The following is a 23,458-nucleotide window of genomic DNA, read 5'->3' on the forward strand; positions in this document are numbered from 1 at the left end:
GACTCTTTATGCGAACTGCGCTGTGAAACGAACGACGCTGTGAAACGAACTCAGCTGGACTTGGGCATCATTCGGCCGGCGACGATCGCGACGATGCGCTGGTAGCCCGATCCTACGAGGCGAACCCAGGCGTCGAGTGCGATTGCGTCCATCCCGATGAGAACTCGCGGCTTGCTCTTGCGAACACCGTTGACGATCGTCTTGGCGGCGTCCTCCGGAGTGGTGCGCGCGAGCTTGCGGTCGAAGAACTCGGAGAAGACCGCAAGATCTTCACCCGGGCCTGCGGTGGCGTTGCGTGCGATGGCGGTCTTGATTCCGCCCGGGTGCACACAGGTCACCTTCACCGGGTGCTTGGCGATCAGCATTTCCTGGCGAAGCGACTCGGTGAAACCGCGAACGGCGAACTTGGCCGAGTTGTAGGCGCTCTGACCCGGCATCGACAGCAGACCGAAGAGGCTCGACACGTTCACGATGTGCCCGTCACCGGAGGCGATGACGTGGGGAAGGAATGCCTTGGTGCCGTTGACAACTCCCCAGAAGTCGACGTCCATGACACGTTCGAAGTCCTTGAACTCGGACTTCTCGAAGGTGCCGTGGTACGCGATTCCGGCGTTGTTGTAGATCTGGTTGACCTTGCCGAAATGGGCGACAACCGCGTCGGCGTACTCGAGAACCGCCTCGCGCTGGGTGACGTCGAGATGGTCCGACTTCACCTCGGCGCCGATGGCCTCCACCAGACGTGCTGTCTCGGCGAGCCCGACGGTGTCCACGTCGGAGATCGCCAACTTGGCGCCCTGGCCGGCCAGGTTCAGTGCGAGTGCGCGACCGATGCCCGATCCCGCTCCGGTGATGACTACGACCTTGCCTGCAAAATCACTCATTGTGCTACTGCCTTCTCGTCGTCGAGGTCGATCTGTGAAGTGGTCGCGGTGCCGACGGCGCCGAGATCCGAGGTGGCGACGCTGCGGTATGCCGCGAGGTCGAAATGCTTGGTGGCATTGCGGAACTGGAAGGTGAAGCCAGGCCACAGGGTGGTGTTGTTTCCGTGCTTGTCCATGTACCAGCTGGCGCAACCGCCGTTGTTCCACACGCTCTTGGACATAGCTGCCTGCAGGTCCTTGTTGTACTTGTCCTGCTTGTCCTTGCGCACCTCGATGGTGCCGATGTCGTACTTGTCGATGGTGGCGATCGCGTCGACCAGGTAGTTGATCTGCGACTCGATCATGAAGACCATCGACGAATGTCCGAGGCCGGTGTTGGGGCCGACCAGGAAGAACATGTTGGGGAAGTTGGCAACTGCGGCGCCCTTGTATCCCTGCATGCCGGTCTCTTCGAAGACCTCGGCGAGCGAGCGTCCGTCCTTGCCGAAGATTCCCGCGAAGGTGGGGGAGTCGGTGACGTGGAATCCGGTCGCCACGACGATGGCATCGATCTCACGGGTGGTGCCGGTCTTCGAGACGATCCCGTTGGCGGTGACCTCCTCGATGCCTTCGGTCACCAGGTCGACATTGTCCTGGGCGAGGGTGGGGAAGTAGTTGTTCGAGATCAGCATGCGCTTGCAGCCGATCTGGAAGTTGGGCATGACCTTCTTACGAAGATCCTTGTCCTTGATCTGAGCCTTCAGGTGACGCTCGGCGGCGAACTGCAGCGGCTTCATGAAGACCGGCGCCTTGGCCAGGCCGACGACCTGCGTCTCTCGCATCCAGTAGATACCGGTGCGGCACAATTTCTGGAAGCCGGGAAGGTACTTGAACGCGAGGTGCTCGATCTTGGTGTACTCGCGGTCTGCGCGGGGCAGGATCCACGGCGCCGTGCGCTGGTACACGTCGAGGTGTGAGACCTTCTTGCCGATAGCGGGCACGATCTGGATGGCGGAGGCGCCGGTTCCGATGACGGCCACGCGCTTGCCCGTCAGATCGGCATCGTGGTTCCAGCGCGAGGAGTGGAAGATCTCGCCCTTGAAGCCGTCGATGCCCTTGATGTCCGGGAGTGAAGGCTCACACAGTGCGCCGACGGCCGAGACGACGATCTTTGCGACGAATTCACCCTTGTTGGTGCTGACGTGCCACTGAGCCGACGACTCGTCCCAGCGGGCGGAGAGAACGTCGCAGTCGAAAATGTGCTTGTCGAGCACCTTGTGGCGGTTGGCCACCGACTGGATGTACTTGTAGATCTCGGGCTGGGTGGAGAAGGAGCGCGTCCACTCCGGATTGAGTGCAAAAGAGTACGAGTACAAATGCGACGGCACGTCACACGCGGCGCCCGGGTAGCTGTTGTCACGCCAGGTTCCACCGACGTCGTTGCCGCGCTCGAGAACGACATAGTCGGTGATGCCGGCCTGTGCCAGTTTGATCGCCGCACCGAGACCGGCGAAACCGCTGCCGATGATCAGTGTGCCGACGTGGCGAGTATCCGCGGCAGGTGCTGAGGTATCTGTAACTGGAAGACTCATGTAGGGAACGATATGCCTTTATTGAGTCACGGTCAATAGCTTATTGACGGATATTCAGTAGTCTATTGGGCATGGACGCAGTAAAGCGAACGCGGCTCGACCCTGCGCAACGCCGAGCGCAACTCATCGACCTTGGGGCGCGCATGCTGGCCGAACGGCCGCTCGAGCAGATTTCCGTCGAGGACATCGCCGATCAAGCGGGGGTGTCGCGTGGGCTTCTGTTCCACTACTTCGCGTCGAAAAGCGAGTTCCATCTCGCCATCGTCCGACACAGCAGTGAACAGATGCTCCAGCGCACGGAGCCGAGCGAGTCGGACGATCCGATGCTCACCCTCCGATCGGTGCTGGCGTCGTACGTCGACTACGTGACCGAGAACCGCAATACCTACGTCTCGCTGCTCCGGGGGACCGCCAGCGGGGATCCGCAGATGCGTGAGGTGTTCGAGCAGACTCGCGACATCATGGCCAAGAGAACCCTCGATCAGCTCCCCAAGATCGGCCTGACTCGAACGCCTCAGGTGGAGTTGGCCGTTCGAGGTTGGATCGCGTTTGTCGAGGAAGCCACCATCAGTTGGCTCCGCGCGCCCGCAATCACCCGCGAGGAACTGATCGACCTGACGGTTCAGTCGTTGCCCGCGTTGGCACTGGCCGCCGTCGGCTTCGATGCCGGGCCGGATCTGGGTCTGCTGCAATCGAATTGACGTGAACGCAGAAAGGCCGGGCCCCACACTCCTTGCGGAATGTGGGGCCCGGCCTTTGGGTACTGCCACTGCTTACTTGGTCGGCAGGAACGCCACTGCTCAGTTGGTCGGCAGGAACGCCACTGCTCAGTTGGTCGGCAGGAACGCCTCGTCCAAGATCTCCTGCTGCTCCACCGCGTGCACCTTGCTCGATCCCGAAGAGGGAGCGGACATCGGACGACGCGAGATGCGCTTGATGCCGGTCAAGGTCTCCGGCAGAAGATCCGGCAGAGCCAGTCCGAGGAACGGCCACGCACCCTGGTTTGCGGGCTCTTCCTGAACCCAACGGAACTGATCCGCATTCGGGTAACGGTCCAGGGTCTCCTTGAGACGACGCTTCGGCACGGGGTAGAGCTGCTCCATGCGCACGATTGCGATGTCGTCACGCTCGTCCTTGTGCTTCTTCGCCAGAAGCTCCCAGTACAGCTTGCCGCTGACCAGCAGAACCCGCTTGACCGATTCGCGGGCGCTTTCGCCGCTCTCGAATGCAGGCTCCTCGAAGACGGAACGGAACTTGCCCGTCGTGAAGTCCTCGACGTTGCTGACTGCAGCCTTGTTACGCAGCATCGACTTGGGCGTGAAGACCACCAGCGGACGGCGGATGCCGTCGAGGTGATGGCGACGCAGCAGGTGGAAGTAGCTGGCCGGAGTCGACGGAACCGCGACGGTCATCGAGCCTTCTGCACACAGCTGAAGGAAACGCTCGATGCGACCGGAGGTGTGGTCCGGACCCTGACCCTCGTGACCGTGCGGCAGGAGCAGCACGACGTCGGAGAGCTGACCCCACTTGGCCTCACCCGAAGAGATGAACTCGTCGATGATGGTCTGCGCGCCGTTGACGAAGTCACCGAACTGCGCTTCCCACAGGACCAGAGCGTCGGGGTTACCCACCGAGTATCCGTACTCGAAGCCCAGACCTGCGTACTCGGTGAGTGCGGAGTCGTAGACCATGAACTTGCCGCCGTTTTCGGCGTCGGCAGCGATCTTGGCGATCGGGCTGTACTCGTTGCCGGTCTTGCGGTCGATGAGGACCGAGTGACGCTGCGTGAACGTTCCACGCTTGGAGTCCTGACCCGCGAGACGGATCAAGGCACCCTGCTCGGCCAACGAGCCGAACGCGAGCAATTCTGCGAACGCCCAGTCGACATGTCCCTCACGGGCCATCTCGCGGCGCTTCTCGGCAACAGGCTTGACGCGCGGGTGAACGGTGAAGCCCTCGGGGACGTTGACGAACGCATCACCGATGCGCTCGAGAACCTCGGGAGCGACAGCCGTGGTGAGGCGAGCCGGGGGAGTCTGGTCGAGTTCGACGGACTCGGACGGTTCGGGCTGGAACTTCTCGAGTTCACGGACCTCGTTGAAGACCCGTTCGAGCTGGCCCTGGTAGTCGCGAAGTGCGTCTTCGGCTTCCTTGAGCGAGATGTCACCGCGGCCGATGAGGGACTCGGTGTAGCTCTTACGAACGCTGCGCTTGGTGTCGATGACGTCGTACATCGCCGGCTGGGTCATCGACGGATCGTCGCCCTCGTTGTGACCGCGGCGGCGGTAGCAGATGAGGTCGATGACGACGTCCTTGCCGAACTTCTCACGGAAGTCGACGGCCAGCTGAGCAACCCAGACGCACGCCTCGGGGTCGTCGCCGTTGACGTGGAAGACCGGTGCGGCGATCATCTTCGCGACGTCGGTGCAGTACTCGGACGAGCGTGAATGTTCCGGAGCGGTGGTGAAGCCGACCTGGTTGTTCACGACGATGTGTACGGTGCCGCCGGTGCGGTAGCCGCGAAGCAGCGAGAGGTTCAGCGTCTCGGCGACAACGCCCTGACCGGCGAATGCAGCGTCACCGTGCAGCATGAGCGGCAGGACGGTGAAGCCTTCTTCGCCCTTGTCGAGGATGTCCTGCTTTGCGCGGACCAGGCCTTCGAGAACCGGGTCGACGGCCTCGAGGTGAGACGGGTTGGCGGTCAAGGAGACAGCGATGTCGTTGTCACCGAACATCTGGATGTACGTTCCGCTGGCGCCCAGGTGGTACTTCACGTCGCCGGAGCCGTGAGCGGCTGCCGGGTTCATGTTGCCCTCGAACTCCGTGAAGATCTTGGAGTACGGCTTGCCGACGATGTTGGCAAGCACGTTGAGACGGCCACGGTGCGGCATTCCGATGACGACCTCGTCGAGCTGGTGCTCGGCGGCCTGGTCGATCACGGCGTCCATCATCGGGATGACGGCTTCGGCGCCTTCGAGTGAGAAGCGCTTCTGGCCGACGTACTTGGTCTGCAGGAACGTCTCGAAGGCCTCGGCGGCGTTGAGCTTGCTCAGGATGTACTTCTGCTGAGCGACCGAAGGCTTGGCGTGATGGCCCTCGACGCGGTCCTGGATCCACTGACGCTGATCCGTCTCGAGGATGTGCGTGTACTCGACGCCGACGTGGCGGCAGTACGCGTCGCGCAGCACGCTCAACACGTCGCGCAGCTTCATCTTCTCTTGGCCGTGGAAGCCGCCGACCTTGAACTCGCGGTCCAGATCCCACAGAGTCAGGCCGTGGCTGATGACGTCGAGGTCGGGGTGGCTGTGGAACTTGTCCTTGACGAACTGCAACGGGTCCGTGTCGGCCATGAGGTGGCCGCGGTCACGGTATGCAGCGATCAGTTCGAGAACACGGGTGTTCTTGTCGACAGCGCCTTCCGGCACGTCCTTGCGCCAACGCACCGGCTCGTACGGGTTGCCGAGCGCGTGGAAGATCTCGTCGTAGAACTCGTCGCTGATCAGCAGGTTGTGGATCGTGCGCAGGAAATCGCCCGACTCGGCACCCTGGATGATGCGGTGATCGTAGGTCGAGGTGAGGGTCATCAACTTGCCGACGCCCATCTCGGCCAGCTTCTCGTCGCTGGCGCCCTGGAACTCGGCGGGGTATTCCATCGCGCCGGCACCGATGATGGCGCCCTGGCCCTTCATCAGGCGAGGAACGGAGTGAACCGTGCCGATGCCGCCCGGGTTGGTCAGCGAAATGGTGACGCCGGTGAAGTCTTCGCCGGTGAGCTTGCCTTCACGGGCGCGTCGGACGATGTCCTCGTACGCCGCGTGGAACTGGACGAAGTTCATCGACTCGGTGTTCCGGATGGCGGCAACAACCAGTGAGCGGTTGCCGTCCTTGCCGGGAAGGTCGATCGCGAGTCCGAGATTGGTGTGCTCGGGGGTGACCGCGTTCGGCTTGCCGTCGATTTCGGCGAAGTGCCGGTTCATGTTGGGGAACGCGTTGACTGCCTGGACGATCGCGTAACCCAGGAGGTGGGTGAACGAGATCTTGCCGCCGCGGGTACGCGCGAGGTGGTTGTTGATGACGATGCGGTTGTCGAACATCAGCTTCGCGGGGATGGCACGCACGCTGGTTGCTGTCGGAATCTCGAGCGAGAGCGACATGTTCTTGACGACTGCTGCTGCGGCGCCGCGGAGAACCTTGGTTTCCTCGGCTCCGCCGGCGGGAGCGGGCTTCGCGGGAGCGGCCGCAGGCTTGGCTGCTGCAGGCTTGGCTGGGGCGGCCTTCGCGGCGGGCGCTGCCGTCTTCGCGGGGGCCGGTGCGGCCGCCTTGGCAGGCGGCGCAGGAGGTGCGGTCTTGGGGGCGGGAGGCGTGGCCTTGGGAGCAGCAGGCGGAGCTACAACAGCGGCGGGTGCAGCCGCGTTGCCGTTCGAGGCAGTCCCGTTTCCACCTCCCGTGTTCGCCGAGTCCGGCGAGTAATCGGTCAAGAATTCGTGCCAACTGGGATCCACGGACGACGGATCGTCCTGGAAGCGTTGGTACATCTCGTCAACCAGCCACTGGTTCTGTCCGAATTGGGATGTAGAACTGCTGCTCACGGCAGGTGTTCGCCTCGTTTCTATTTCGGTACCCGATCAGAGCGCCTATATATGTGAGATTAGCCCGAGCGTGTGACGAGCAATTGTGCGGCACACAATTTGTGAGCTGTCTCACGGAAGTCCGTGATCTTGCGATCGCGCACTACCTCTCGGCGGTACAAATCCGTGCCGACTGTCACGCGACGGGGTTGCCTTCGATGACAGTTCTCGACGTCAGATTATTCCCCTCACGCGCCTGCGATGCATCCCAGAGTCCCGAGTAGTGACCACCGGCATACCGCAGAACATCGTGCGGGCCGTATTCAACGATACGTCCCCGGTCAACTACGACAACGAGGTCCGCTCGGGCAGCTGTCGCGAGGCGGTGAGCTACGACGACGGAAGTCCGTTTCCGGGTGACCGACCGACTTGCTTCGAGCACCATTCGTTCGGTCGCGGGATCGAGCGTCGCGGTCGCCTCGTCGAGGAGCAGAAGGTCCGGGTCGACCAGTTCGGCACGGGCCAATGCGATCAGTTGGCGTTGGCCCGCCGAGAGCCCCTGGCCGCGCTCGCCGACGGGATGATTCATGCCTCCACGCATGTCGGCTATCGAATTCAGTGCGCCGACGGAACGCGCCGCTTCCTCGATCTCCGCGTGCGACGCCGACGGCCTCCCGTACGCGATGTTGTCGGCGACCGTGCCGGTGAACAGATGCGCCTCTTGCGGGACCACGCCGAGGCGACGTCGGTACTGCGAGAGGTGGAAGTTCCGGATGTCGGTTCCGTCCACGTCGACGGATCCGGACGTCGGGTCGTAGAAGCGGGCGAGCAACTTCACCACCGTCGACTTCCCGGCACCGGTTCTGCCGACGAGGGCAACCGTCGTGCCCGGCGGAATCTGCAGATCGAAATCGGAGAGGGCGTCGACGTCCGCACCCGAGTACCGGAACCCGACCCCGTCGAGATGGACGGCGCCGTCGAGCCGTCCGGAGATCGCGATCAGATCCCCGCTGTCGGCTGTTTCGATCGAACTCCGAGTACGTAGAAGGTCACCGATTCGTTGCAATCCGACGTTTGCCTGTTGGTAACCATCGAACACTTGTGAGAGTTGCTGAATCGGTCCGAACAGCAGTCCGAGGTAGAGCACGAACGCGATCAGTACGCCGGGTGACGTCGACCCGTTGGCGATCTGGTGCGCGCCGACGAACACCACTGCGGCCAACGCGAGGTCGGACAGGAACGAGATGAACGGGAAGTAGATCGAAATGGCTCGCTGCGACCGCATCCGCGATCGGCGGTAGCTTTCGGAGCGTTCTGCGAACCTACGCGCCGCACCTTCTTCGCGGCGGTAGGCCTGAGCCGCTCGCAGACCGGCGATGTTCTCCTGGAAGTCGGCATTGACGAGCGAGATCCGTTCGCGGGACTGGCTGTAGGCAACCGAGGAGATCTTGCGGAAGATCACGGTCGCAACCACGAGCGGTGGGATGACGGCCAGCGCCACCAGTCCGAGCGTCACGTCGGTCGCCAGGAGTGCGATCGAAATTCCGCCGACGGTCAGAACGCTCACGATCGCCGTCGACATGCCGGTTTGGATGAACGACGACAGCGCGTCGACGTCGGTGGTCATGCGCGTCATGATGCGCCCGGACAATTCACGTTCGTAGTAGTCCAGGCCCAGGCGCTGCAGGTGTGCATAGCTGCGCACGCGGAGCCCGAACAACACGCGTTCGCCGGCCCGGGCGGTGAGCACCGTCATGACCGCGACGACGACCCAGTCCGCTGCGACCAGGAGGGCGCCGAATGCCGTCGCTATCCAGAGCGTGCTGCTGTCCGCGGTCACGACTCCGTGGTCGATCGCATATCTGACGAGGGAGGGAAATGCGATCGCCGCTGCGGAGTCCAGGGCAAGGCACACGACAACCGCCAGTAGAACCCAGCGGACCGGCCTCAAGATCTGTCGTAGTGAGAACTGTGGATTCGATTCGCGCAGGCTCTCAGGAGCGATTCCGGGGTCTTCGCGTGCGGGTGGGAGAGCATCGACTGCTGCCCGCAGGGACGGCGTCACCGCGATTCCGCTGAGCGCTCCGGCCATCGGTCCGCCCGCACCCTGCGTCGTAGCGGCTGTGCTGTCGGCTTCGGATTTCGGTGCCTGCGGCCACAACTGCTCGGTTGTCGGCTCGCTGCGGTCACGTCCGAAAGCATCGGAGTCGACGTCGTCGAGTTCGGCCGGTAGTTCCGGCGGCGAGGAGAACAGGGCACGAAAGAGCGGACATCGCGCTTCCAGTTCGTCCACGGTTCCGGAGTCGATGATCCGTCCGCCGTCGAGAACCGCGACCCGGTCTGCGAGCGTCAGGGTGGACCGCCGGTGAGCGAGGATGAGCGTGGTCTGGCGCCGTCTGGCCCGGAACGCGTCGAAGATCGCGGCTTCGGTAGCCGCATCGACTGCGGAGGTCGCGTCGTCGAGGACCAGGATCCGTGGGTCGACGAGCAGTGCCCTGGCAAGTGCGATGCGCTGACGCTGGCCGCCCGACAGCGTCAGACCTCGTTCACCGACAACGGTGTCGTATCCGTCCGGGAGTGCCTCGATGAACGAATCTGCCTGTGCCAGTCCTGCTGCGTCGCGGATGTCCTCGTCGGAGGCGTCTTCGCGGCCCAATGCGATGTTGGCGGCAATGGTGTCCGAGAACAGGAAGGGCTCGTCGAAGACGAGGCTGACGGCGGCACGAAGCTGCTCACTGCGCAGTTCGCCGATCGGGAACGTCTCGCCGGCGGTATCGACGGTCACCGCACCCGAAGTCGGTGCGTAGAACCGGGGGAGAAGCAAGGACAACGCGGTCTTGCCCGACGCGGCCGGGCCCACGACGGCGACTGTCTCGCCCGGTTCTATGCGGAGGTTCAGCCCGGTCAGGACGTCGCGTTCGGTGTCGAATCCGAATGCCACGTCGTCGAAGGTGACTCCGAGAGGACCGTCGGGCAGGTCCACCGGATGGTCGGGATCGGCGATGTCCGGCTGAGCGTTGATGACGTCGTAGACACGCTCTACAGCGGCGCGTGCCAGCTGCGCCATGACGATGACCGACGACAGAGTTCGGGTGACTCCGGTCATCGTCACGATGTAGGTGGCGAACGCGAGAAACGTTCCCACGGTGATCTTGTCGTGCAGTGCGAGATACCCGCCGAGAGCGATCACTCCCACCTGCCCGAGCTGGGGCAAGGCGGCCATGGTTGGCGCGAATTTCGCGTTCAACCACGCGGCGCGAAGGCGCTCGGAGTACAGCGTGCGGCTATGTTTCTCCAGCTGGTCGACGGCTCGTTGTTCCTGCCCGAATCCCTTGACGACGCGAACGCCGGTGATGGTTTCCTCGACGTGTTGGGCGAGGTCGGCGGCCCGCTGCTGCGCGGACCATGTTGCGGCGAAGAGCATCGGTCGCATCAGGAACACCACCAGCCCTACTGCTGGGATGACGGCGACAGCGACGAGAGTCAACAGCGGCGAGAGCCACGCCATGATGCCGATCGCCAGCACGAATTGCAGGAGCGCTCCTGCGGACATCGGCACCATCGCGAGCAAACCCTGGACGAGCTGCAGATCGGTGATGGACCGGGAGACGACCTGGCCTGTGCGGATCTGATCCTGCCCCCGTCCGTCGAGGCGTTGCAGCGAACCGAGCAGGGCGAGCCGCAAGTCGTGTTGAACGTCGAGCGAGAGTCGGCCGGCAAGCATCCGTCGGCCGTACTGGCACGCGAAGCGGACGATCGCGAGCAACGCGATCGCCATCGCGACGAACCCGATCACCTTGCCCGGGTTCTCCTGGCTTGCGGCGTCGAGCGCATAGCGGGTCAGGAGAGGAAACGAGATGTCGATCGCAGAGGCGATGACCGTAACGAGTAGCGCGCCGATCGCAACTCTTCGGTGCAACCAGCATGCGTGGGCCAAGCGGCGGATCCAGCCCGGAGCTCGATCCACCTCTCCAGCTACCGGACTGTCCGTGTTGATCGTGTTCATCGAGATCCACGGTAGACCCGGCCCCAGACAGCTTTTTCAGGTGATGTCGCGGGTCCTGGTCCGTAGCCAACCGAGCCCGCAGAACAGAACTACCCAAGCGGCCAGCATCATCGGGCCGCTCGGCCAGGACGCAAACGCGTCGACGTCGATCGACGGTGCCGCATTGACGATGGTGCCGATCGTGGCCGACACCGGAAGCGCGGCCCCGATCCCACCGAGATCCATCGCGAGCAGCGCGGCGCGGACGATCCATTCACCGAAGACGAACCACAGGATGACCGAGAGGGCACCGGCCATCGACGAACCGGTGAGCAGGGCCACCCCGGCGCCGAGTAGTGCCCACAGCGCACACGCCAGAATGCCTGCGGCGCAGATGGCGAAGAGATCGGTGGTGAAGCTGAAGTCCCGGCCGAAGAGCAACATCGCGCCGATGCTGACTACTTCGACCGCCAGTGCGTAGCCGACGGCGAATACCGCGACGACGGCAAGCTTTGCGCCGAGAACTCCGTCGCGGCCGCGAGCTGTGAGGAACGTCGTGGTGAGAGTCTTGTAGCCGAATTCGGATCCGGCGGTGAGCGCTCCGAAGACGGCCGCGAACACCAGGACAAGCGTGTTGGAGACACCGAGGCTGACGCCGGTGGACACGACATCGACGTCGAAAGTGGTGTCGGCCGAATCGGCCACAACTTCGACGAACGTCCGAGTCGAGGCAGCAATCAGCACGGCCACGACCACCGGTGCGATGGCCAGTGCCCACCAGTAGCGCAAGGTGAGAACTTTGAGTGTCTCCGCGCGCACGAGCGTGGTCATCTGTGTCCTCCGGAAGGTCCGTATGCGGCAGGGCCGTAATAGCCCGGTCCGGAACCGGGACCGGGTGGGCGGTGGTATCCGACCTGGGGAACCGCGTACTGCGGTGTTGTCATCGCGAGGAACAGTTGCTCGAGATCTGCGCCTTCGGTCGCGACACCGAAGATCGTGACACCGGCCGCCGACGCCACCGGTGGGAGCACCGACGTGTCGGTGCCGCCCACGGCGAGCCGTCCGTCCTGCGTGATCTGGGCGTCGATGATTCCGCGAGCGGCCAATGCCGTGGCGAGGAGCGCTGGATTGGAACACGAGACGAGCAGTCGACTGCGCTGGGAGCGACGAAGTTCGTCCATGGTCCCTTGGTAGACGAGTGAGCCGGCGCTGACGATGACCACGCTGTCGACCGTCGCTTCCACTTCACGAAGCGCGTGGCTCGAGATCAGAACCGTTCGGCCGGAACCGGCGAAGGTCTGCAGGAACTGACGTAGCCACGCCATGCCTTCGGGGTCGAGTCCGTTCGCGGGTTCGTCGAGGACGAGGATCTCGGGATCACCGAGCATCGCGGTGGCAAGGATCAGGCGTTGGCGCATCCCGAGTGAGAAGGTGCCGGTCTTGTGGGCTCCGACCGAACTCAGACCGACCATGTCCAGAACCTGCGCTGCGCGCTGAGTCGGCATGCCGATAGCGGCCGCGTAGATCTCGAGGTGTCCGAGCGCCGTTCGTTTCGGATGGAGACTGCCGACGTCGAGTACTGCGCCGACGGTCCGGGCCGGGTTGGGCAGCAAACGCATCGGAGTGCCGTTGATCGTGGCCGATCCCGACGTCGGTGACACCAGTCCGAGGAGCATCCGCAACGTGGTCGTCTTGCCCGAACCGTTCGGGCCGAGAAACCCGGTGATCGAGCCCGCCTGAACGTCGAAGCTCAGGTCGTTGACCGCGCGCGCCGCCTTGAACGTCTTCGTCAACCCACGAATCTCGATGGGGGCAGAGAAGGATCCCATTGCGGTGTTCGTCAATGCTGCTCCCGGGTCGGCGGCGAATACGTGATGCGAGCCTACGGCCCGGACGGCTATCTGCGGATGGCCCGGCGTGACTCCGTCTGGGGAAGCACTGCGGCATCGTCGGCAGGCATCACGATCAGGTGATCGGTCCACCTGGCCGGTGCCGGTCCGAAGGCTTCGCGCGCATTCTTGACGACTCCCTTGCCGATGGCACGGTTACCCGCACCGCCGATGACCGCACCGATTCCGGCGGGAACGAGCTTGCCGAGGATCAGTGCGCTGCGCTTGGCGGCGTACTTGGTCACGAATTTCCGCACGAGGGTGCTGTTCATTCCCCTCATCGTGGGTCCGGGAATCTTGCTCGTGATTGCCGTTCCCCAGTTCTTGGCCGTGATTCCGGTGGCCTTCTGGACGATCTCCATGCCGGATTCGCCGAGTGCGACTGCCAGGACCAGGGCGCGTCGTTGCTGATGATCCTGCACGGAGATTCCGTGCACAGACGCGATTGCCAATGTGAGCAGCGCCGACGCTTCGAGGAAGAAAGCCGATTCCGCACCGACTGCAGCGATGGACGCGACTGTTCCGACGCCCGGCACCGCGGCCGTGGCACCGACGGCGCTGCCGCTTCCGGTCACGGCGAGAATGAACATCTTTTCCATCCGCTCGACGATCTGAGCAGGTGACTCGTCGGGGTGCGCTTTACGGACGTGGTTGACGTATTTGGCCACTGCGGGCGCTTGCAGGCGGCTTCCGTTGTCGAGAACGGAAACGAGGACCTTCTCGATACGCCCGCTGTCGTTGTTCGTCGACTTGCTCATTGCTGCCCCTCCACAGTTGTCCTCCTCTGAAGCGAGGTGGACCGTATCTCGAGAATAGGTGAAGTTTTCGGTAGCGGCGGTGATCGCAGGGGCCATAGGCTCGTACGAGACTCGGTTTTCTTCGTGAGTTTTCACAGGCAGGAGTTCGAGTGTTATGACCGCCACTTCGGAATCTCGTTCGACGACCATCTGGCCGACACTGCGCTACCTCGACGCCCGGGCTGCAATCCACTTTCTGGTGAGCACCTTCGGTTTCGTGGAGAAGGTCGTCTACGGCGAGGGAGACGTGGTGGACCACGCCCAACTCGACTGGCCGGGCGGTGGCGGCATCATGCTGGGTTCGCCGCGCACCGATTCGGCGATCGCCGGCCTGCCGCCTGGAATCGGTTCGGTGTACATCGTCGTGGACGACGCGGACGCAGCTGATGCACTCCACGAACGCGCTGTCGCGGCGGGCGCCACGATCACGCAGGGATTGCGCGACGAGGACTACGGTTCGCGGGGGTTCACCTGCCGTGATCCCGAAGGTGTGTACTGGAGTTTCGGCACGTACGCAGGGGAGTAGCCGCCGCGACCTATCTGGTGGCCCAGTGCTCTGCTGGAACCACTTCCGACGGGATGGGCGGGTGAGGCGGTGTGCCGTCCCCGAACGGTCGGCCACCCAACTGTTCGCGGCCGTGCGGTTCGAGCCAGTGCGTCAATTCCGGTCCCTTGGGCACGATTCCGGAGGGATTGATCTCGGAATGCACGATGTAGTAGTGCGCTTTGATCTGTGTGAAGTCGATGGTGTCACCGAATCCGGGAGTCTGGAACAGATCGCGTGCGTAGTCCCACAGCACCGGCATCTCGCTGAGTTTGCTTCTGTTGCACTTGAAGTGGCCGTGATAGACGGGATCGAATCGCGCCAGCGTGGTGAACAGGCGCACATCGGCCTCGGTGATGGTGTCTCCCACCAGGAAGCGTTGCCGGGCAAGACGTTCGGTGAGCCAGTCGAGGCGGGCGAACAGCGTGTCGTATGCCTCGTCGTACGCCTGCTGTGAACCGGCGAAACCGCAGCGGTAGACGCCGTTGTTGACGTCGCGGAACACGTACTCGGCCACTTCGTCGATTTCGTTTCGCAGAGGCTCCGGGTACAGATCCGGTGCGCCTTCGCGGTGGTACTTCTTCCATTGCGTCGAGAAGTCGAGGGTGATCTGTGGGTAGTCGTTCGTGACCACCTTGCCCGTCGCGATCTCCACCATGGCGGGCACCGTGATTCCCCTGGGGTATTCGGGATCTCGGGCGAAGTACGCGTCCTGTAGTCGCGGGATCTTCAGTACGGGATCGACGCCGCCCGGGTCGAGATCGAAAGTCCAGCTTCGCTTGTCGTGAACCGGACCGCAGATGCCCATCGACAGTACGTCTTCGAGGCCGAGTAGACGGCGGACGATGATGGCGCGGTTTGCCCACGGGCAGGCACGTGCCACGATCAACCGGTATCGCCCCGGTTCGACGGGGTAACCGTCGCGACCGTCCTCGGTGATCCGGGTCGGGATGTAGTTGGTGTCGCGTTTGAATTCACGACCCTCTTCGACGAATGTCGGTTCGCTCGCGCCGTCTTCCGTACTCATCTGCGGTCCCTCTCGTTCGAGTGTCATTTCGAGTGTCAACTGGGCAGGTGCACGTGTACCCGAGCGTATGCCCCCAGAACGTCGAATTTGGCTTTACGTGGAAGCGTCGCGGCGATCGCGCTGCCGCGACTCGTGCGTAGCTGCGGGATCAACCCGGAATCGAGAGCGTCCTCCGCGGCGAGAAGCGTTACTGCGCAGCCGATTCCGTGACGGCGATGCGCAGGAGCAGTCAGGGTCGTGAGATCTGCCACGAATCCCTGAAATTCGGAGTACGCCGCGCATCCGAGCACCTCGGTGGAATCGGTGACGGCGGTGAACCACCGCGTCCGGTTCTCGAGGTCGGCCGTGGTGCTGTCGTCGGGTGGGCACAGCGCAGCGACGGCGAGGGCGTCGTCGACCTCGTGGGAAATCAGCAGTTGCTCGTCGGGTGGCGCGTCCGTGTAGTCGCCGAGGAAAGCGAGATCGACGGGACCGGTGATTCGCCCGCCGTGATCGCCGGCGATCTCGAGGAGGCGCGCCGGTTGCAGCAGTGCGTCGACCGAGATGCCCTCTGTGCGCTCGATGAACCATTGTGGCCCGACGATCGCACCGGAGCCTGCCAGGTCGAGAACGTGGATGTCGTCGCCGACGACCCGGGCCGTGTGCGCCGGACGCAGTGCCGAGTCGCCGAGTCCCAGCTCACGCGCCCAGGCAAGTCGGATGATGTCGAGGTGATGATCGTCCACTCGCTACAGGCTAGTCCGATTCGAACGGGTTGATCGAGACGGACAGAGGTCGTATATTCCATGTGGACTATTTCGGGTGGAATAGTCAAGAAATGGTCAATTGCGGCTCGTCAGTCAACTACGGCTTGTCAGGGAGGGGGACTCATGGGTGACGTGTCACTGACGCCCTTGGGAATCACCGTGCTGGGCCTGCTGTCCGAGCGTTCGATGCACCCGTACGAGATGTACCAACTCGCCTCGGTGCGGCGGGGCGATCAGCTGGTGAAAATCAAGCCGGGATCGCTCTATCACACGGTTTCCCGGTTGGAGAAGCAGGAACTTCTGGCTTCGATCGGGACCGATCGTGAGGGCAACCGCCCGGAGCGGACGACGTACGAGATCACTGCCCGTGGCCGTGATGCCCTCGAACATCAACTACGCGAGATGTTGGCGGTTCCGGTGCGGGAGTATCCGCGGTTGCCGCTCGCGCTTGCCGAGATGCACAACCTCTCCGCATCGACTGCGTGTCAGATGCTTCGGATCCGTCTCGCGCACCTCGACAAGACGATTGCGAAATTCGAGGTCGACTACGAAGCGGTGAAGGCCGCGGAGAAACCACGAATCTTCACGGTGGGCGCGGACTACGCCCACGCACTGACCGTCGCCGAAAGAGAGTGGATCGGCGCGTTGGTGACAGACATCGAGAGCGGCGAAATGCCCTGGCTCTCACAAGAACTTCTCGACCGGCTGGCCGGCTCCGCAGGCTCGTCCGCACTACCTAAGGACTGAAGATGGAAAAGCAGGTCAATCCCTGGCACGCGCTGTGGGCGCTGTGTATCGGGTTCTTCATGATTCTGGTGGACAGCACCATCGTCGCTGTCGCCAACCCCGCGATCATGGAGGACCTCGGCACCGACATCAACAAGGTCGTCTGGGTCACCAGCGCGTACCTGCTGGCGTACGCGGTGCCGCTGCTCGTCACCGGCCGACTCGGTGACAGGTTCGGTCCGAAGAACCTGTACATGATCGGCCTCGTACTGTTCACCGGCGCATCACTGTGGTGCGGTCTGTCCGGCAGCGTCGAGATGCTCATCGTCGCAAGGGCTTTCCAGGGCCTGGGCGCTGCAATGATGACGCCTCAGACGATGGCCGTCATCACACGCACGTTCGCGCCGAACAAGCGTGGCGCCGCAATGGGTCTGTGGGGCGCCGTTGCCGGTGTTGCCACCCTGGTGGGTCCGCTTGCCGGTGGCGTCCTGGTGGACAATCTCGGCTGGGAATGGATCTTCATCGTCAACGTCCCGGTTGGTGTCATCGCCTTCCTGCTCGCGTGGAAGCTCGTTCCGTCGTTGCCGACCAGCGAGCACAAGTTCGACATCCCCGGCGTGATTCTCAGTGCCGCAGGCATGTTCCTTCTGGTGTTCGGAATCCAGGAAGGCAGTTCGTACGACTGGAACGGATTCGTCTGGAGCCTGATCGGCGCCGGTGTGGTGTTGCTCGCGGTGTTCGTGTTCTACCAGTCGCGCAACAAGAACGAACCCTTGCTTCCCTTGGAGCTCTTCAAGGATCGCAACTTCTCACTCGCCAATGTCGCCATCACCGCGATGGGCTTTGCGATCACGTCGATGGTCCTTCCGCTGATGTTCTACACACAGGCAGTTCGTGGCCTCTCCCCGACGCAGTCGGCGTTGCTGCTCGTTCCGATGGCAGTGCTGACCGGTATCTTCGCCCCGATCATCGGCAAGCTCGTCGACAAGACACATCCGCGCTACATCGCCGGCACCGGCTTCCTGCTGTTCGCCGTCGCCTTGGGTTGGCTGGCACTGGTGATGTCTCCCGACGTCGCGATCTGGGAACTGCTCCTGCCGATCGGCCTGATCGGCTTCGCCAACGCGTGCATCTGGTCTCCGCTCGCGGCCACCGCCACACACAACCTGCCTCCGATGCAGGCGGGCGCGGGCGCCGGCGTCTACAACACCACCCGGCAGGTGGGTGCAGTTCTCGGCAGCGCTGCGATCGGCGCTCTGATCACTGCACGATTGGCGGCTCAGGGACTGACCGGCGGCAGTTCGGAAGCCGGCGTGGGTCACCTCCCCGAGTTCGTCCGTGAACCGTTCAGCACGGCGATGTCGGAGTCGATCTGGCTACCTGCGGGTGTGCTGCTCATCGGTTTCGTCGCGTCGGTGTGCTTCGCCCGGCCTTTACGCGGGGACGCGCACGACGACGCGATGGCCGTCAGTGCCGAAGCGCGTCGGGAAACATCACTGCGCGATTGAGATAGTCGCTCGGGTCAAGGGCTCGCTTGATCGCCCACATCGTGGCTATGTCCTGCGCCGAGAGGGCCAGGTCCAGATAGTTGCGTTTGAGCGAGCCCACCCCGTGCTCGGAACTGACGTTTCCGCCGTGATCGCGAACCAGCTCGAGGACACTGCGATACACGGTGTCGGCGTTCGGACAGTTCAGGACGTTGAGGTGGATGTTTCCCTCGGCGACGTGTCCGAACAGGATCGGAATTGCCTCGGGCGCTCGGCTCGCGATCACCGCCGTTGCGTCCTCGGTGAAGGTGGCAAGCGAGTCCAGCGGTAGCGCCGCGTCGAATTTCAGTGGGGGACCGAACAATCCGACCACCTCGGCGAAGCATTCGCGTGCCGCCCACAAGCGCGTCGAGCCGGGGGCGTCGACCGCCACGGCCGGGGTCTGCGGTGGGCCGATGCGTTCGAGCAGCTCGGCCAGGTCTTCCAGCGGATCGTGGGCCGCGGACACCTCGGCGAGGAGGTACCACGGTCGCCCCGTCGGAACCGCGGCGTTCAAATGGCGTGCGGCCAGTTCGAGACCGCGCCCGTCCAACAATTCGAGTGCGTCGACGCCGTCGAGAGCGCGCAACACTCGCCCCGCCTCGACGACGTCCTGGAGTGCGTCGAAACCGATCAGCGACGTCACGCGGTAGGTCGGTATCTTCCGTAATTTCAGGTCGACGGAAGTGACCACCCCTAGAGTTCCTTCGCTACCGACCCACAGCGCGGGCAGGTTGTATCCGGAGTTGTCCGACAGCACTTTCGGTGACCGGCGCACAGTAGTTCCGTCGGGGAGTACCACCTCGAGTCCGAGCACCTGTTCGGCCATGTTCCCGTATCGAACCGTGTGCAGGCCACCGGCATTGGTGGACACCATGCCGCCGATCGTCGCAGTGTCCCGCGAGGCTATGTCGACACCGAACTTCAAACCGGCGGCGGCCGCCGCGGAATGTACCTGCGCGAGTGTCACTCCCGCCCCGACGGTGATCCGCCCGGCGGCAAGATCGACGTCGCCGATCGCCGCGAGGCGTTCGGTGGAGAGCAGGACGTCGTCGTGTTCGGGCACCGTGCCGGCGACCAGGCCCGTTCGCCCGCCCTGAACGGTGACCGGTACACCGCGGGAGCGGCACACGTTCAGCAGTGCAGCGATTTCGGCTGTATCGGCCGGTCGGACCAGGGCGCAGGCACGGCCCGTGTACCGCCCTGTCTGATCGGTGGAACGGGTCGTCAACACGTCGGCGTCGGTGACGACGAACCGGTGTCCCACAACGTCCGCGAGCGCATTTCTCAGACCGTCCACCCGACGATCGTAGGCCGGTTCGATGTGGCAGTGTGGCGGCATGACTGCTCCCGAATCGCATCCCACCCGTCTCGAGCGCTTCACCACCGATGGTGGTGCCGAGGTGGCTGTCCTGACGTTCGCGCACGGACCACTCAATCTGTTCGATCAGGCCATGTTCGACGCGGTCATCGCCGATGTTGCGGCGCTGACCGAAAACCCACCGCGCGCGGTGCTTCTGCGCGCCGAGGGCAAGGTCAACTCGGCCGGCGTCGACGTCCATGTGTTCGACGGCCTCGACCCGGAGCAGGGCGCGGAGTTGTGGCGCCAACTGTTTGCCCAGATCTGCCATCCGCTCGAGGCATTGCAGTGCCCGGTGATCTATGCGGCGCACGGGTTGACGCTGACTGCTGCATTCGAGATCTCCTTGGCTTGCGACATCATCCTCGCGGCGCCCAAGGCGAAGTTCGGACTGGTCGAGACAGTGGTCGGTCTGACGCCGTCCATGGGTGGACCGCAGCGTTTGGCCGAGCGTGCCGGTTCCGGACGGGCTCGGGAGTTGGTCATGACCGGCGATCTCTACGACGCCGTAACCCTGCACTCGTGGGGCGTCGTCAATGCAGTTCACGACGATGTCGATGCTGCGGCGCGTGCCCTGGCGACCAGGTTGGCGGACGGACCCACGCGAGCCCACGACGCCACCAAACAGATCGTCGCGGCCTGGCGTTCCGGCGGGATCGCCCACGCGGATTCGGTGACCCCCGGGGTGTCCGGTGCGCTGTTCGCCACCGATGACCTACGCGGCGCTGTCCGCAGTTTCCTCGACGTCGGACCGGGCAAAGCGGTCTACTCCGGAAAGTAAGTTTGCGACGATTATCGCCAGAGACCTCCACGAACTGTGATCCACGTCATATAGTCGAATGGCCGGTGGGTTGTCAGTGACGTGGAGGTATCGATGCGGTCGACGCTTGTGGAATACCCGTGTTCGAATCAGCTCCTCGCCGACGCCCGCGTCACCCGCGCCGGTGACGGGGTGCTTCGGTACAGCCAACTGGACCCGTCGTTGTCCGAACTACTGGACATCGCCGTCCATCGGTTCTCCTCGCGCGTCGCGGTCGAGGAGGTCGACGGCGAGCAGGTCACCTTCGCGGAGCTGTGGGCCGAGGCGTCGCGGGTCGCGGGAGGGCTGAAGTCGCGAGGCGTCGAGATCGGTGACCGTGTGGCCATTCGTGTCGCCGCTGGGGTGAGATGGATGGAGGCGTGCCTCGGCGTCATCCTCGCCGGCGGCGTTCCGGTCTCCGTCGGTGTGCACTTGAGTGATGACGCGGCGGACTTCGTCATCGCGGACAGTGGTTCGGTGTTGGTGCTCGACGGGGAACTCCCGCACGGTGTTCCGTTCATCGACGACGGCGCCGCCCCGGACGAGATGGCGATCCTCGCGTACACCGCGGATTCTTCGGGCGAGATGCTTGGCGTCGAGTTGAGTAACGAGAACGTGCTTTCTGCCATCGTCGGAATTCTGCACTCGCGTGACTACGGCGTCGAAGGTGTGCGGAATCTGCTGGTGGACAACGACTTCAAGTCGGTGCGGCACTTCGTGCACGTGCTCGCGACGTTGGTGGTCGGTGGAACGGTGGTCCTCGCCGGGGACTTCTGGCGTGAGAGTGTGCATACCGTCGACATCGTGACCGGGCGGCCCGAGGACTTGCTCGAGCCACGGTTGCTCACGCTCGGACCGGCGGCACGTGCCGGTTCGAGGTCGGTGCAGTGGATCGATTGCAGCGGGTCGCCGATCACGGCCGAACAGGAATCCAAGCTGCTGACTCTGTTCCCGGCCGCTCGGCATGTGATCGGGTGGGGTAAAACCGAAACCTGTGGGGCTGGTCTCATTCTGCCAACCGAGTCGGCGCCCACCCACCTCGGAAGCGTCGGAATCGCTTTCGGTGGAATGGAAGTGGCGTTGTACGGCCCGGATGCGCCAGGTGGTTTCGGCGAGTTGTTGTGCCGTGGACCGAGTGTCACGCGTCGGTATTGGAACTCGCCGCAAGCGACCTCGACGAGGTTCACCCAGGGGTGGTTCTGCACTCACGACACCGCGCAGATCGACCCCGATGGCTTCGTCCGTATTGTCGAACGCAACGTCGCGTAGTCACGCGAGCGTGGTCGACAAACGAGAGGGACATCATGGCGGACGAGGTTCTCACCGAGCGGCGCGGGCGGACACTGATCATCACCATCAACCGGCCCGAGGCGCGTAACGCCATCAACTCGGCGGTCAGTCACGCGTTGGCCGCCGCGGTCGAAGAGCTCGATGCGGACGACGATCTGTCCTTGGCCGTGCTGACAGGAGCCGGCGGAAACTTCTGTGCCGGTATGGATCTGAAGGCATTCGTGGCCGGCGAGAACGTCCTCGTGCCGGGACGCGGTCTCGGATTCACGGAAGGGCCACCGCGTAAGCCGATCATTTCGGCGGTCGAGGGCTTCGCGTTGGCAGGCGGCACGGAACTCGTGCTTGCCACCGACCTGGTGGTGGCGTCGTCCGAAGCGAAGTTCGGTATCCCGGAGGTCAAGCGAGGACTGGTTGCAGGTGGCGGCGGATTGTTGCGCCTGCCCAAGCGGATTCCGTACCAGAAGGCTCTGGAACTGGCGCTGACCGGCGACAGTTTCACCGCCGAGGAGGCATACCGCTACGGCTTCGTGAACACGTTGACCGAACCGGGCAAGGCGCTCGACGGCGCACTGGAGCTGGCTGATCGAATCACCCGCAACGGACCGCTCGCGGTAGCGGTCACCAAGGAGATCGTCGTCAAGGCCGGCGGTTGGTCCGACGACGAAGCTTTCGCGAAGCAGTTGCAGGTCATGGCGCCGGTGTTCGCATCCGAAGATGCACGCGAGGGCGCGACGGCGTTCGCCGAGAAGCGCGCCCCGGTCTGGAAGGGGCGGTAACACCGACATGGCTACACCTGTCGCAGAACTGCACATGCACATCGAGGGTTCTCTGGAGCCCGAACAGATTTACCGACTTGCCGAGCGCAATCGAATGGATCTGCCGTACAAGGACATCGACGATCTGAAGTCGAGGTACGAGTTCACCGACTTGCAGTCGTTCCTCGATCTCTACTTCGCCAACATGGCCGTCCTGCGCACCGCGGAGGATTTTGCCGACCTGACGCGAGCGTACTTCCGCCGGGCGGCTGCGGCCGGCGTCGCGCATGCCGAGTTCTTCTTCAATCCACAGGCGCACGTAGTCCGTGGTGTTCCGCTGACCGAGGTCCTGGACGGGATCATGGATGCGGTGGCATCGAGCGAGCGCGAGTTCGGGCTCAGCAGCGCGGCAATCGCCGCCATCCTCCGAGATCAGCCCGTCAAGGACGCCGAGGAGATCTTCTCCGAGATAATTCGCCTGCAGGCTCCGATCGTCGGGCTCGGACTCGACTCCGCGGAGGTCGGCAACCCGCCGTCACTGTTCGAGGACGTGTTCGCCCGCGCGCGTGCCGAGGGTTTGCACGTCGTCGCTCACGCCGGCGAGGAGGGACCGCCCGAGTACATCTGGCAGGCGCTCGACATTCTCGGCGCCGAGCGGATCGACCACGGAGTCCGGGCACTCGAGGATCCTGCCCTGATCGAGCGTCTGGTCGACGAGGAGATTCCACTGACGGTCTGCCCGTTGTCGAACGTTCGTCTGCGGGTGTTCGATTCGCTGTCGGATCATCCGCTTCGATCGATGCTCGAGATGGGTTTGATCGTCACGGTCAACTCCGACGACCCGGCCTACTTCGGGGGATACGTCGACGACAATTTCACCGAACTGGGCCGAGCCTTGGGTCTGACCGAGGCCGAGCGAGACACCCTCGCCCGGAACTCGATCAAAGCCTCGTTTGCGAGCGATGCACGAAAAGCGGAACTGCTGCGGCGCTGA

The 23,458-nt window shown here is 63.7% G+C and carries 18 protein-coding genes; 8 read left to right on the top strand and 10 right to left on the bottom strand.

The genetic code is table 11. From position 1 onward, the window contains the following. Positions 1-50: 50 nt before the first annotated feature. Together EEB12_RS24895 and EEB12_RS24900 are read right to left on the bottom strand one after the other, a co-directional pair. Positions 51-881 carry an SDR family NAD(P)-dependent oxidoreductase gene (locus tag EEB12_RS24895; RefSeq protein ID WP_019749333.1) on the bottom strand — a complete coding sequence of 277 codons (831 nt, stop codon included), beginning with the start codon at positions 879-881 and terminating at the stop codon, positions 51-53. Beyond that, positions 878-2,452 (bottom strand): flavin-containing monooxygenase, encoded by a 1,575-nt coding sequence (locus EEB12_RS24900; protein WP_019749332.1) that lies wholly within the window; start codon positions 2,450-2,452, stop codon positions 878-880. The genes EEB12_RS24895 and EEB12_RS24900 overlap by 4 nt, the downstream gene beginning before the upstream one ends. A 71-nt stretch (positions 2,453-2,523) precedes the next feature. Between EEB12_RS24900 and EEB12_RS24905 the strand changes: the two genes are divergently transcribed. Further along, on the top strand, positions 2,524-3,153 hold the full coding sequence (locus EEB12_RS24905; RefSeq protein WP_007736130.1) for a TetR/AcrR family transcriptional regulator: 630 nt from the start codon (positions 2,524-2,526) through the stop codon (positions 3,151-3,153). Between the two features lie 126 nt (positions 3,154-3,279). Here EEB12_RS24905 and EEB12_RS24910 read toward each other — a convergent pair whose 3' ends face one another. The 5 genes from EEB12_RS24910 to EEB12_RS24930 all read right to left on the bottom strand — a co-directional run bounded on the left by EEB12_RS24910 (position 3,280) and on the right by EEB12_RS24930 (position 13,652). Then, positions 3,280-7,041, bottom strand: coding sequence for a multifunctional oxoglutarate decarboxylase/oxoglutarate dehydrogenase thiamine pyrophosphate-binding subunit/dihydrolipoyllysine-residue succinyltransferase subunit (locus EEB12_RS24910; protein WP_021344987.1), 3,762 nt, complete (start codon positions 7,039-7,041; stop codon positions 3,280-3,282). Between the two features lie 175 nt (positions 7,042-7,216). Then, positions 7,217-11,026: an ABC transporter ATP-binding protein gene (locus tag EEB12_RS24915; protein ID WP_141488661.1), complete on the bottom strand. Its 3,810-nt coding sequence runs from the start codon at positions 11,024-11,026 to the stop codon at positions 7,217-7,219. A gap of 36 nt (positions 11,027-11,062) precedes the next feature. Then, positions 11,063-11,836, bottom strand: a complete 774-nt coding sequence (locus tag EEB12_RS24920) for an ABC transporter permease (protein ID WP_141488662.1) — start codon at positions 11,834-11,836, stop codon at positions 11,063-11,065. Beyond that, on the bottom strand, positions 11,833-12,834 hold the full coding sequence (locus tag EEB12_RS24925) for an ABC transporter ATP-binding protein (RefSeq protein WP_020723663.1): 1,002 nt from the start codon (positions 12,832-12,834) through the stop codon (positions 11,833-11,835). Before EEB12_RS24925 ends, EEB12_RS24920 begins: the two co-directional genes overlap by 4 nt. A gap of 68 nt (positions 12,835-12,902) precedes the next feature. Beyond that, positions 12,903-13,652: a hypothetical protein gene (locus tag EEB12_RS24930; protein WP_029538444.1), complete on the bottom strand. Its 750-nt coding sequence runs from the start codon at positions 13,650-13,652 to the stop codon at positions 12,903-12,905. A 154-nt stretch (positions 13,653-13,806) separates the two neighbouring features. On the opposite strand from EEB12_RS24930, the gene EEB12_RS24935 reads away from it, so the two are divergent. Further along, a complete protein-coding gene (locus tag EEB12_RS24935) occupies positions 13,807-14,217 on the top strand; it encodes a VOC family protein (RefSeq protein WP_019749325.1) in 411 nt (136 codons plus the stop codon). Between the two features lie 10 nt (positions 14,218-14,227). On the opposite strand, the gene EEB12_RS24940 is transcribed toward EEB12_RS24935, so the two are convergent. Together EEB12_RS24940 and EEB12_RS24945 are read right to left on the bottom strand one after the other, a co-directional pair. Further along, positions 14,228-15,262, bottom strand: a complete 1,035-nt coding sequence (locus EEB12_RS24940) for a glutathione S-transferase family protein (RefSeq protein WP_029255797.1) — start codon at positions 15,260-15,262, stop codon at positions 14,228-14,230. A 35-nt stretch (positions 15,263-15,297) separates the two neighbouring features. Continuing rightward, positions 15,298-15,987: a GNAT family N-acetyltransferase gene (locus tag EEB12_RS24945; protein ID WP_141488663.1), complete on the bottom strand. Its 690-nt coding sequence runs from the start codon at positions 15,985-15,987 to the stop codon at positions 15,298-15,300. Between the two features lie 144 nt (positions 15,988-16,131). Here EEB12_RS24945 and EEB12_RS24950 point away from each other — a divergent pair, with 144 nt between their 5' ends. Both EEB12_RS24950 and EEB12_RS24955 read left to right on the top strand, forming a co-directional pair. Then, positions 16,132-16,755 carry a PadR family transcriptional regulator gene (locus EEB12_RS24950; RefSeq protein WP_019749322.1) on the top strand — a complete coding sequence of 208 codons (624 nt, stop codon included), beginning with the start codon at positions 16,132-16,134 and terminating at the stop codon, positions 16,753-16,755. A gap of 2 nt (positions 16,756-16,757) precedes the next feature. Next, entirely contained in the window at positions 16,758-18,242 is a 1,485-nt protein-coding gene (locus tag EEB12_RS24955; RefSeq protein WP_019749321.1) for a DHA2 family efflux MFS transporter permease subunit, read from the top strand. On the opposite strand, the gene EEB12_RS24960 is transcribed toward EEB12_RS24955, so the two are convergent. Next, positions 18,202-19,602 carry an FAD-binding oxidoreductase gene (locus tag EEB12_RS24960; RefSeq protein WP_141488664.1) on the bottom strand — a complete coding sequence of 467 codons (1,401 nt, stop codon included), beginning with the start codon at positions 19,600-19,602 and terminating at the stop codon, positions 18,202-18,204. The two genes, EEB12_RS24955 and EEB12_RS24960, sit on opposite strands and share 41 nt — an antisense overlap. On the opposite strand from EEB12_RS24960, the gene EEB12_RS24965 reads away from it, so the two are divergent. The 4 genes from EEB12_RS24965 to EEB12_RS24980 all read left to right on the top strand — a co-directional run bounded on the left by EEB12_RS24965 (position 19,601) and on the right by EEB12_RS24980 (position 23,458). Continuing rightward, positions 19,601-20,401, top strand: a complete 801-nt coding sequence (locus EEB12_RS24965) for an enoyl-CoA hydratase/isomerase family protein (RefSeq protein ID WP_141488665.1) — start codon at positions 19,601-19,603, stop codon at positions 20,399-20,401. The genes EEB12_RS24960 and EEB12_RS24965 overlap by 2 nt on opposite strands. 93 nt (positions 20,402-20,494) lie before the next feature. Beyond that, positions 20,495-21,688, top strand: a complete 1,194-nt coding sequence (locus EEB12_RS24970) for a class I adenylate-forming enzyme family protein (RefSeq protein WP_020970185.1) — start codon at positions 20,495-20,497, stop codon at positions 21,686-21,688. 35 nt (positions 21,689-21,723) lie between these two features. Beyond that, entirely contained in the window at positions 21,724-22,485 is a 762-nt protein-coding gene (locus EEB12_RS24975; RefSeq protein WP_141488666.1) for a crotonase/enoyl-CoA hydratase family protein, read from the top strand. 7 nt (positions 22,486-22,492) lie between these two features. Beyond that, complete coding sequence (locus EEB12_RS24980) at positions 22,493-23,458, top strand: adenosine deaminase (RefSeq protein ID WP_019749316.1); 966 nt, start codon at positions 22,493-22,495, stop codon at positions 23,456-23,458.

The organism is Rhodococcus sp. WS1, assembly GCF_003797745.1.
GTDB lineage: Bacteria > Actinomycetota > Actinomycetes > Mycobacteriales > Mycobacteriaceae > Rhodococcus_F > Rhodococcus_F erythropolis.

What these genes read in the sequence shown, in the direction of transcription:
- EEB12_RS24895 (WP_019749333.1), bottom strand. Translation starts at nt 881, where the DNA reads ATGAGTGATTTTGCAGGCAAGGTCGTAGTCATCACCGGAGCGGGATCG.
- EEB12_RS24900 (WP_019749332.1), bottom strand. Translation starts at nt 2,452, where the DNA reads ATGAGTCTTCCAGTTACAGATACCTCAGCACCTGCCGCGGATACTCGC.
- EEB12_RS24905 (WP_007736130.1), top strand. Translation starts at nt 2,524, where the DNA reads ATGGACGCAGTAAAGCGAACGCGGCTCGACCCTGCGCAACGCCGAGCG.
- EEB12_RS24915 (WP_141488661.1), bottom strand. Translation starts at nt 11,026, where the DNA reads ATGAACACGATCAACACGGACAGTCCGGTAGCTGGAGAGGTGGATCGA.
- EEB12_RS24920 (WP_141488662.1), bottom strand. Translation starts at nt 11,836, where the DNA reads ATGACCACGCTCGTGCGCGCGGAGACACTCAAAGTTCTCACCTTGCGC.
- EEB12_RS24925 (WP_020723663.1), bottom strand. Translation starts at nt 12,834, where the DNA reads ATGGGATCCTTCTCTGCCCCCATCGAGATTCGTGGGTTGACGAAGACG.
- EEB12_RS24930 (WP_029538444.1), bottom strand. Translation starts at nt 13,652, where the DNA reads ATGAGCAAGTCGACGAACAACGACAGCGGGCGTATCGAGAAGGTCCTC.
- EEB12_RS24935 (WP_019749325.1), top strand. Translation starts at nt 13,807, where the DNA reads ATGACCGCCACTTCGGAATCTCGTTCGACGACCATCTGGCCGACACTG.
- EEB12_RS24940 (WP_029255797.1), bottom strand. Translation starts at nt 15,262, where the DNA reads ATGAGTACGGAAGACGGCGCGAGCGAACCGACATTCGTCGAAGAGGGT.
- EEB12_RS24950 (WP_019749322.1), top strand. Translation starts at nt 16,132, where the DNA reads ATGGGTGACGTGTCACTGACGCCCTTGGGAATCACCGTGCTGGGCCTG.
- EEB12_RS24955 (WP_019749321.1), top strand. Translation starts at nt 16,758, where the DNA reads ATGGAAAAGCAGGTCAATCCCTGGCACGCGCTGTGGGCGCTGTGTATC.
- EEB12_RS24965 (WP_141488665.1), top strand. Translation starts at nt 19,601, where the DNA reads ATGACTGCTCCCGAATCGCATCCCACCCGTCTCGAGCGCTTCACCACC.
- EEB12_RS24960 (WP_141488664.1), bottom strand. Translation starts at nt 19,602, where the DNA reads ATGCCGCCACACTGCCACATCGAACCGGCCTACGATCGTCGGGTGGAC.
- EEB12_RS24970 (WP_020970185.1), top strand. Translation starts at nt 20,495, where the DNA reads ATGCGGTCGACGCTTGTGGAATACCCGTGTTCGAATCAGCTCCTCGCC.
- EEB12_RS24975 (WP_141488666.1), top strand. Translation starts at nt 21,724, where the DNA reads ATGGCGGACGAGGTTCTCACCGAGCGGCGCGGGCGGACACTGATCATC.
- EEB12_RS24980 (WP_019749316.1), top strand. Translation starts at nt 22,493, where the DNA reads ATGGCTACACCTGTCGCAGAACTGCACATGCACATCGAGGGTTCTCTG.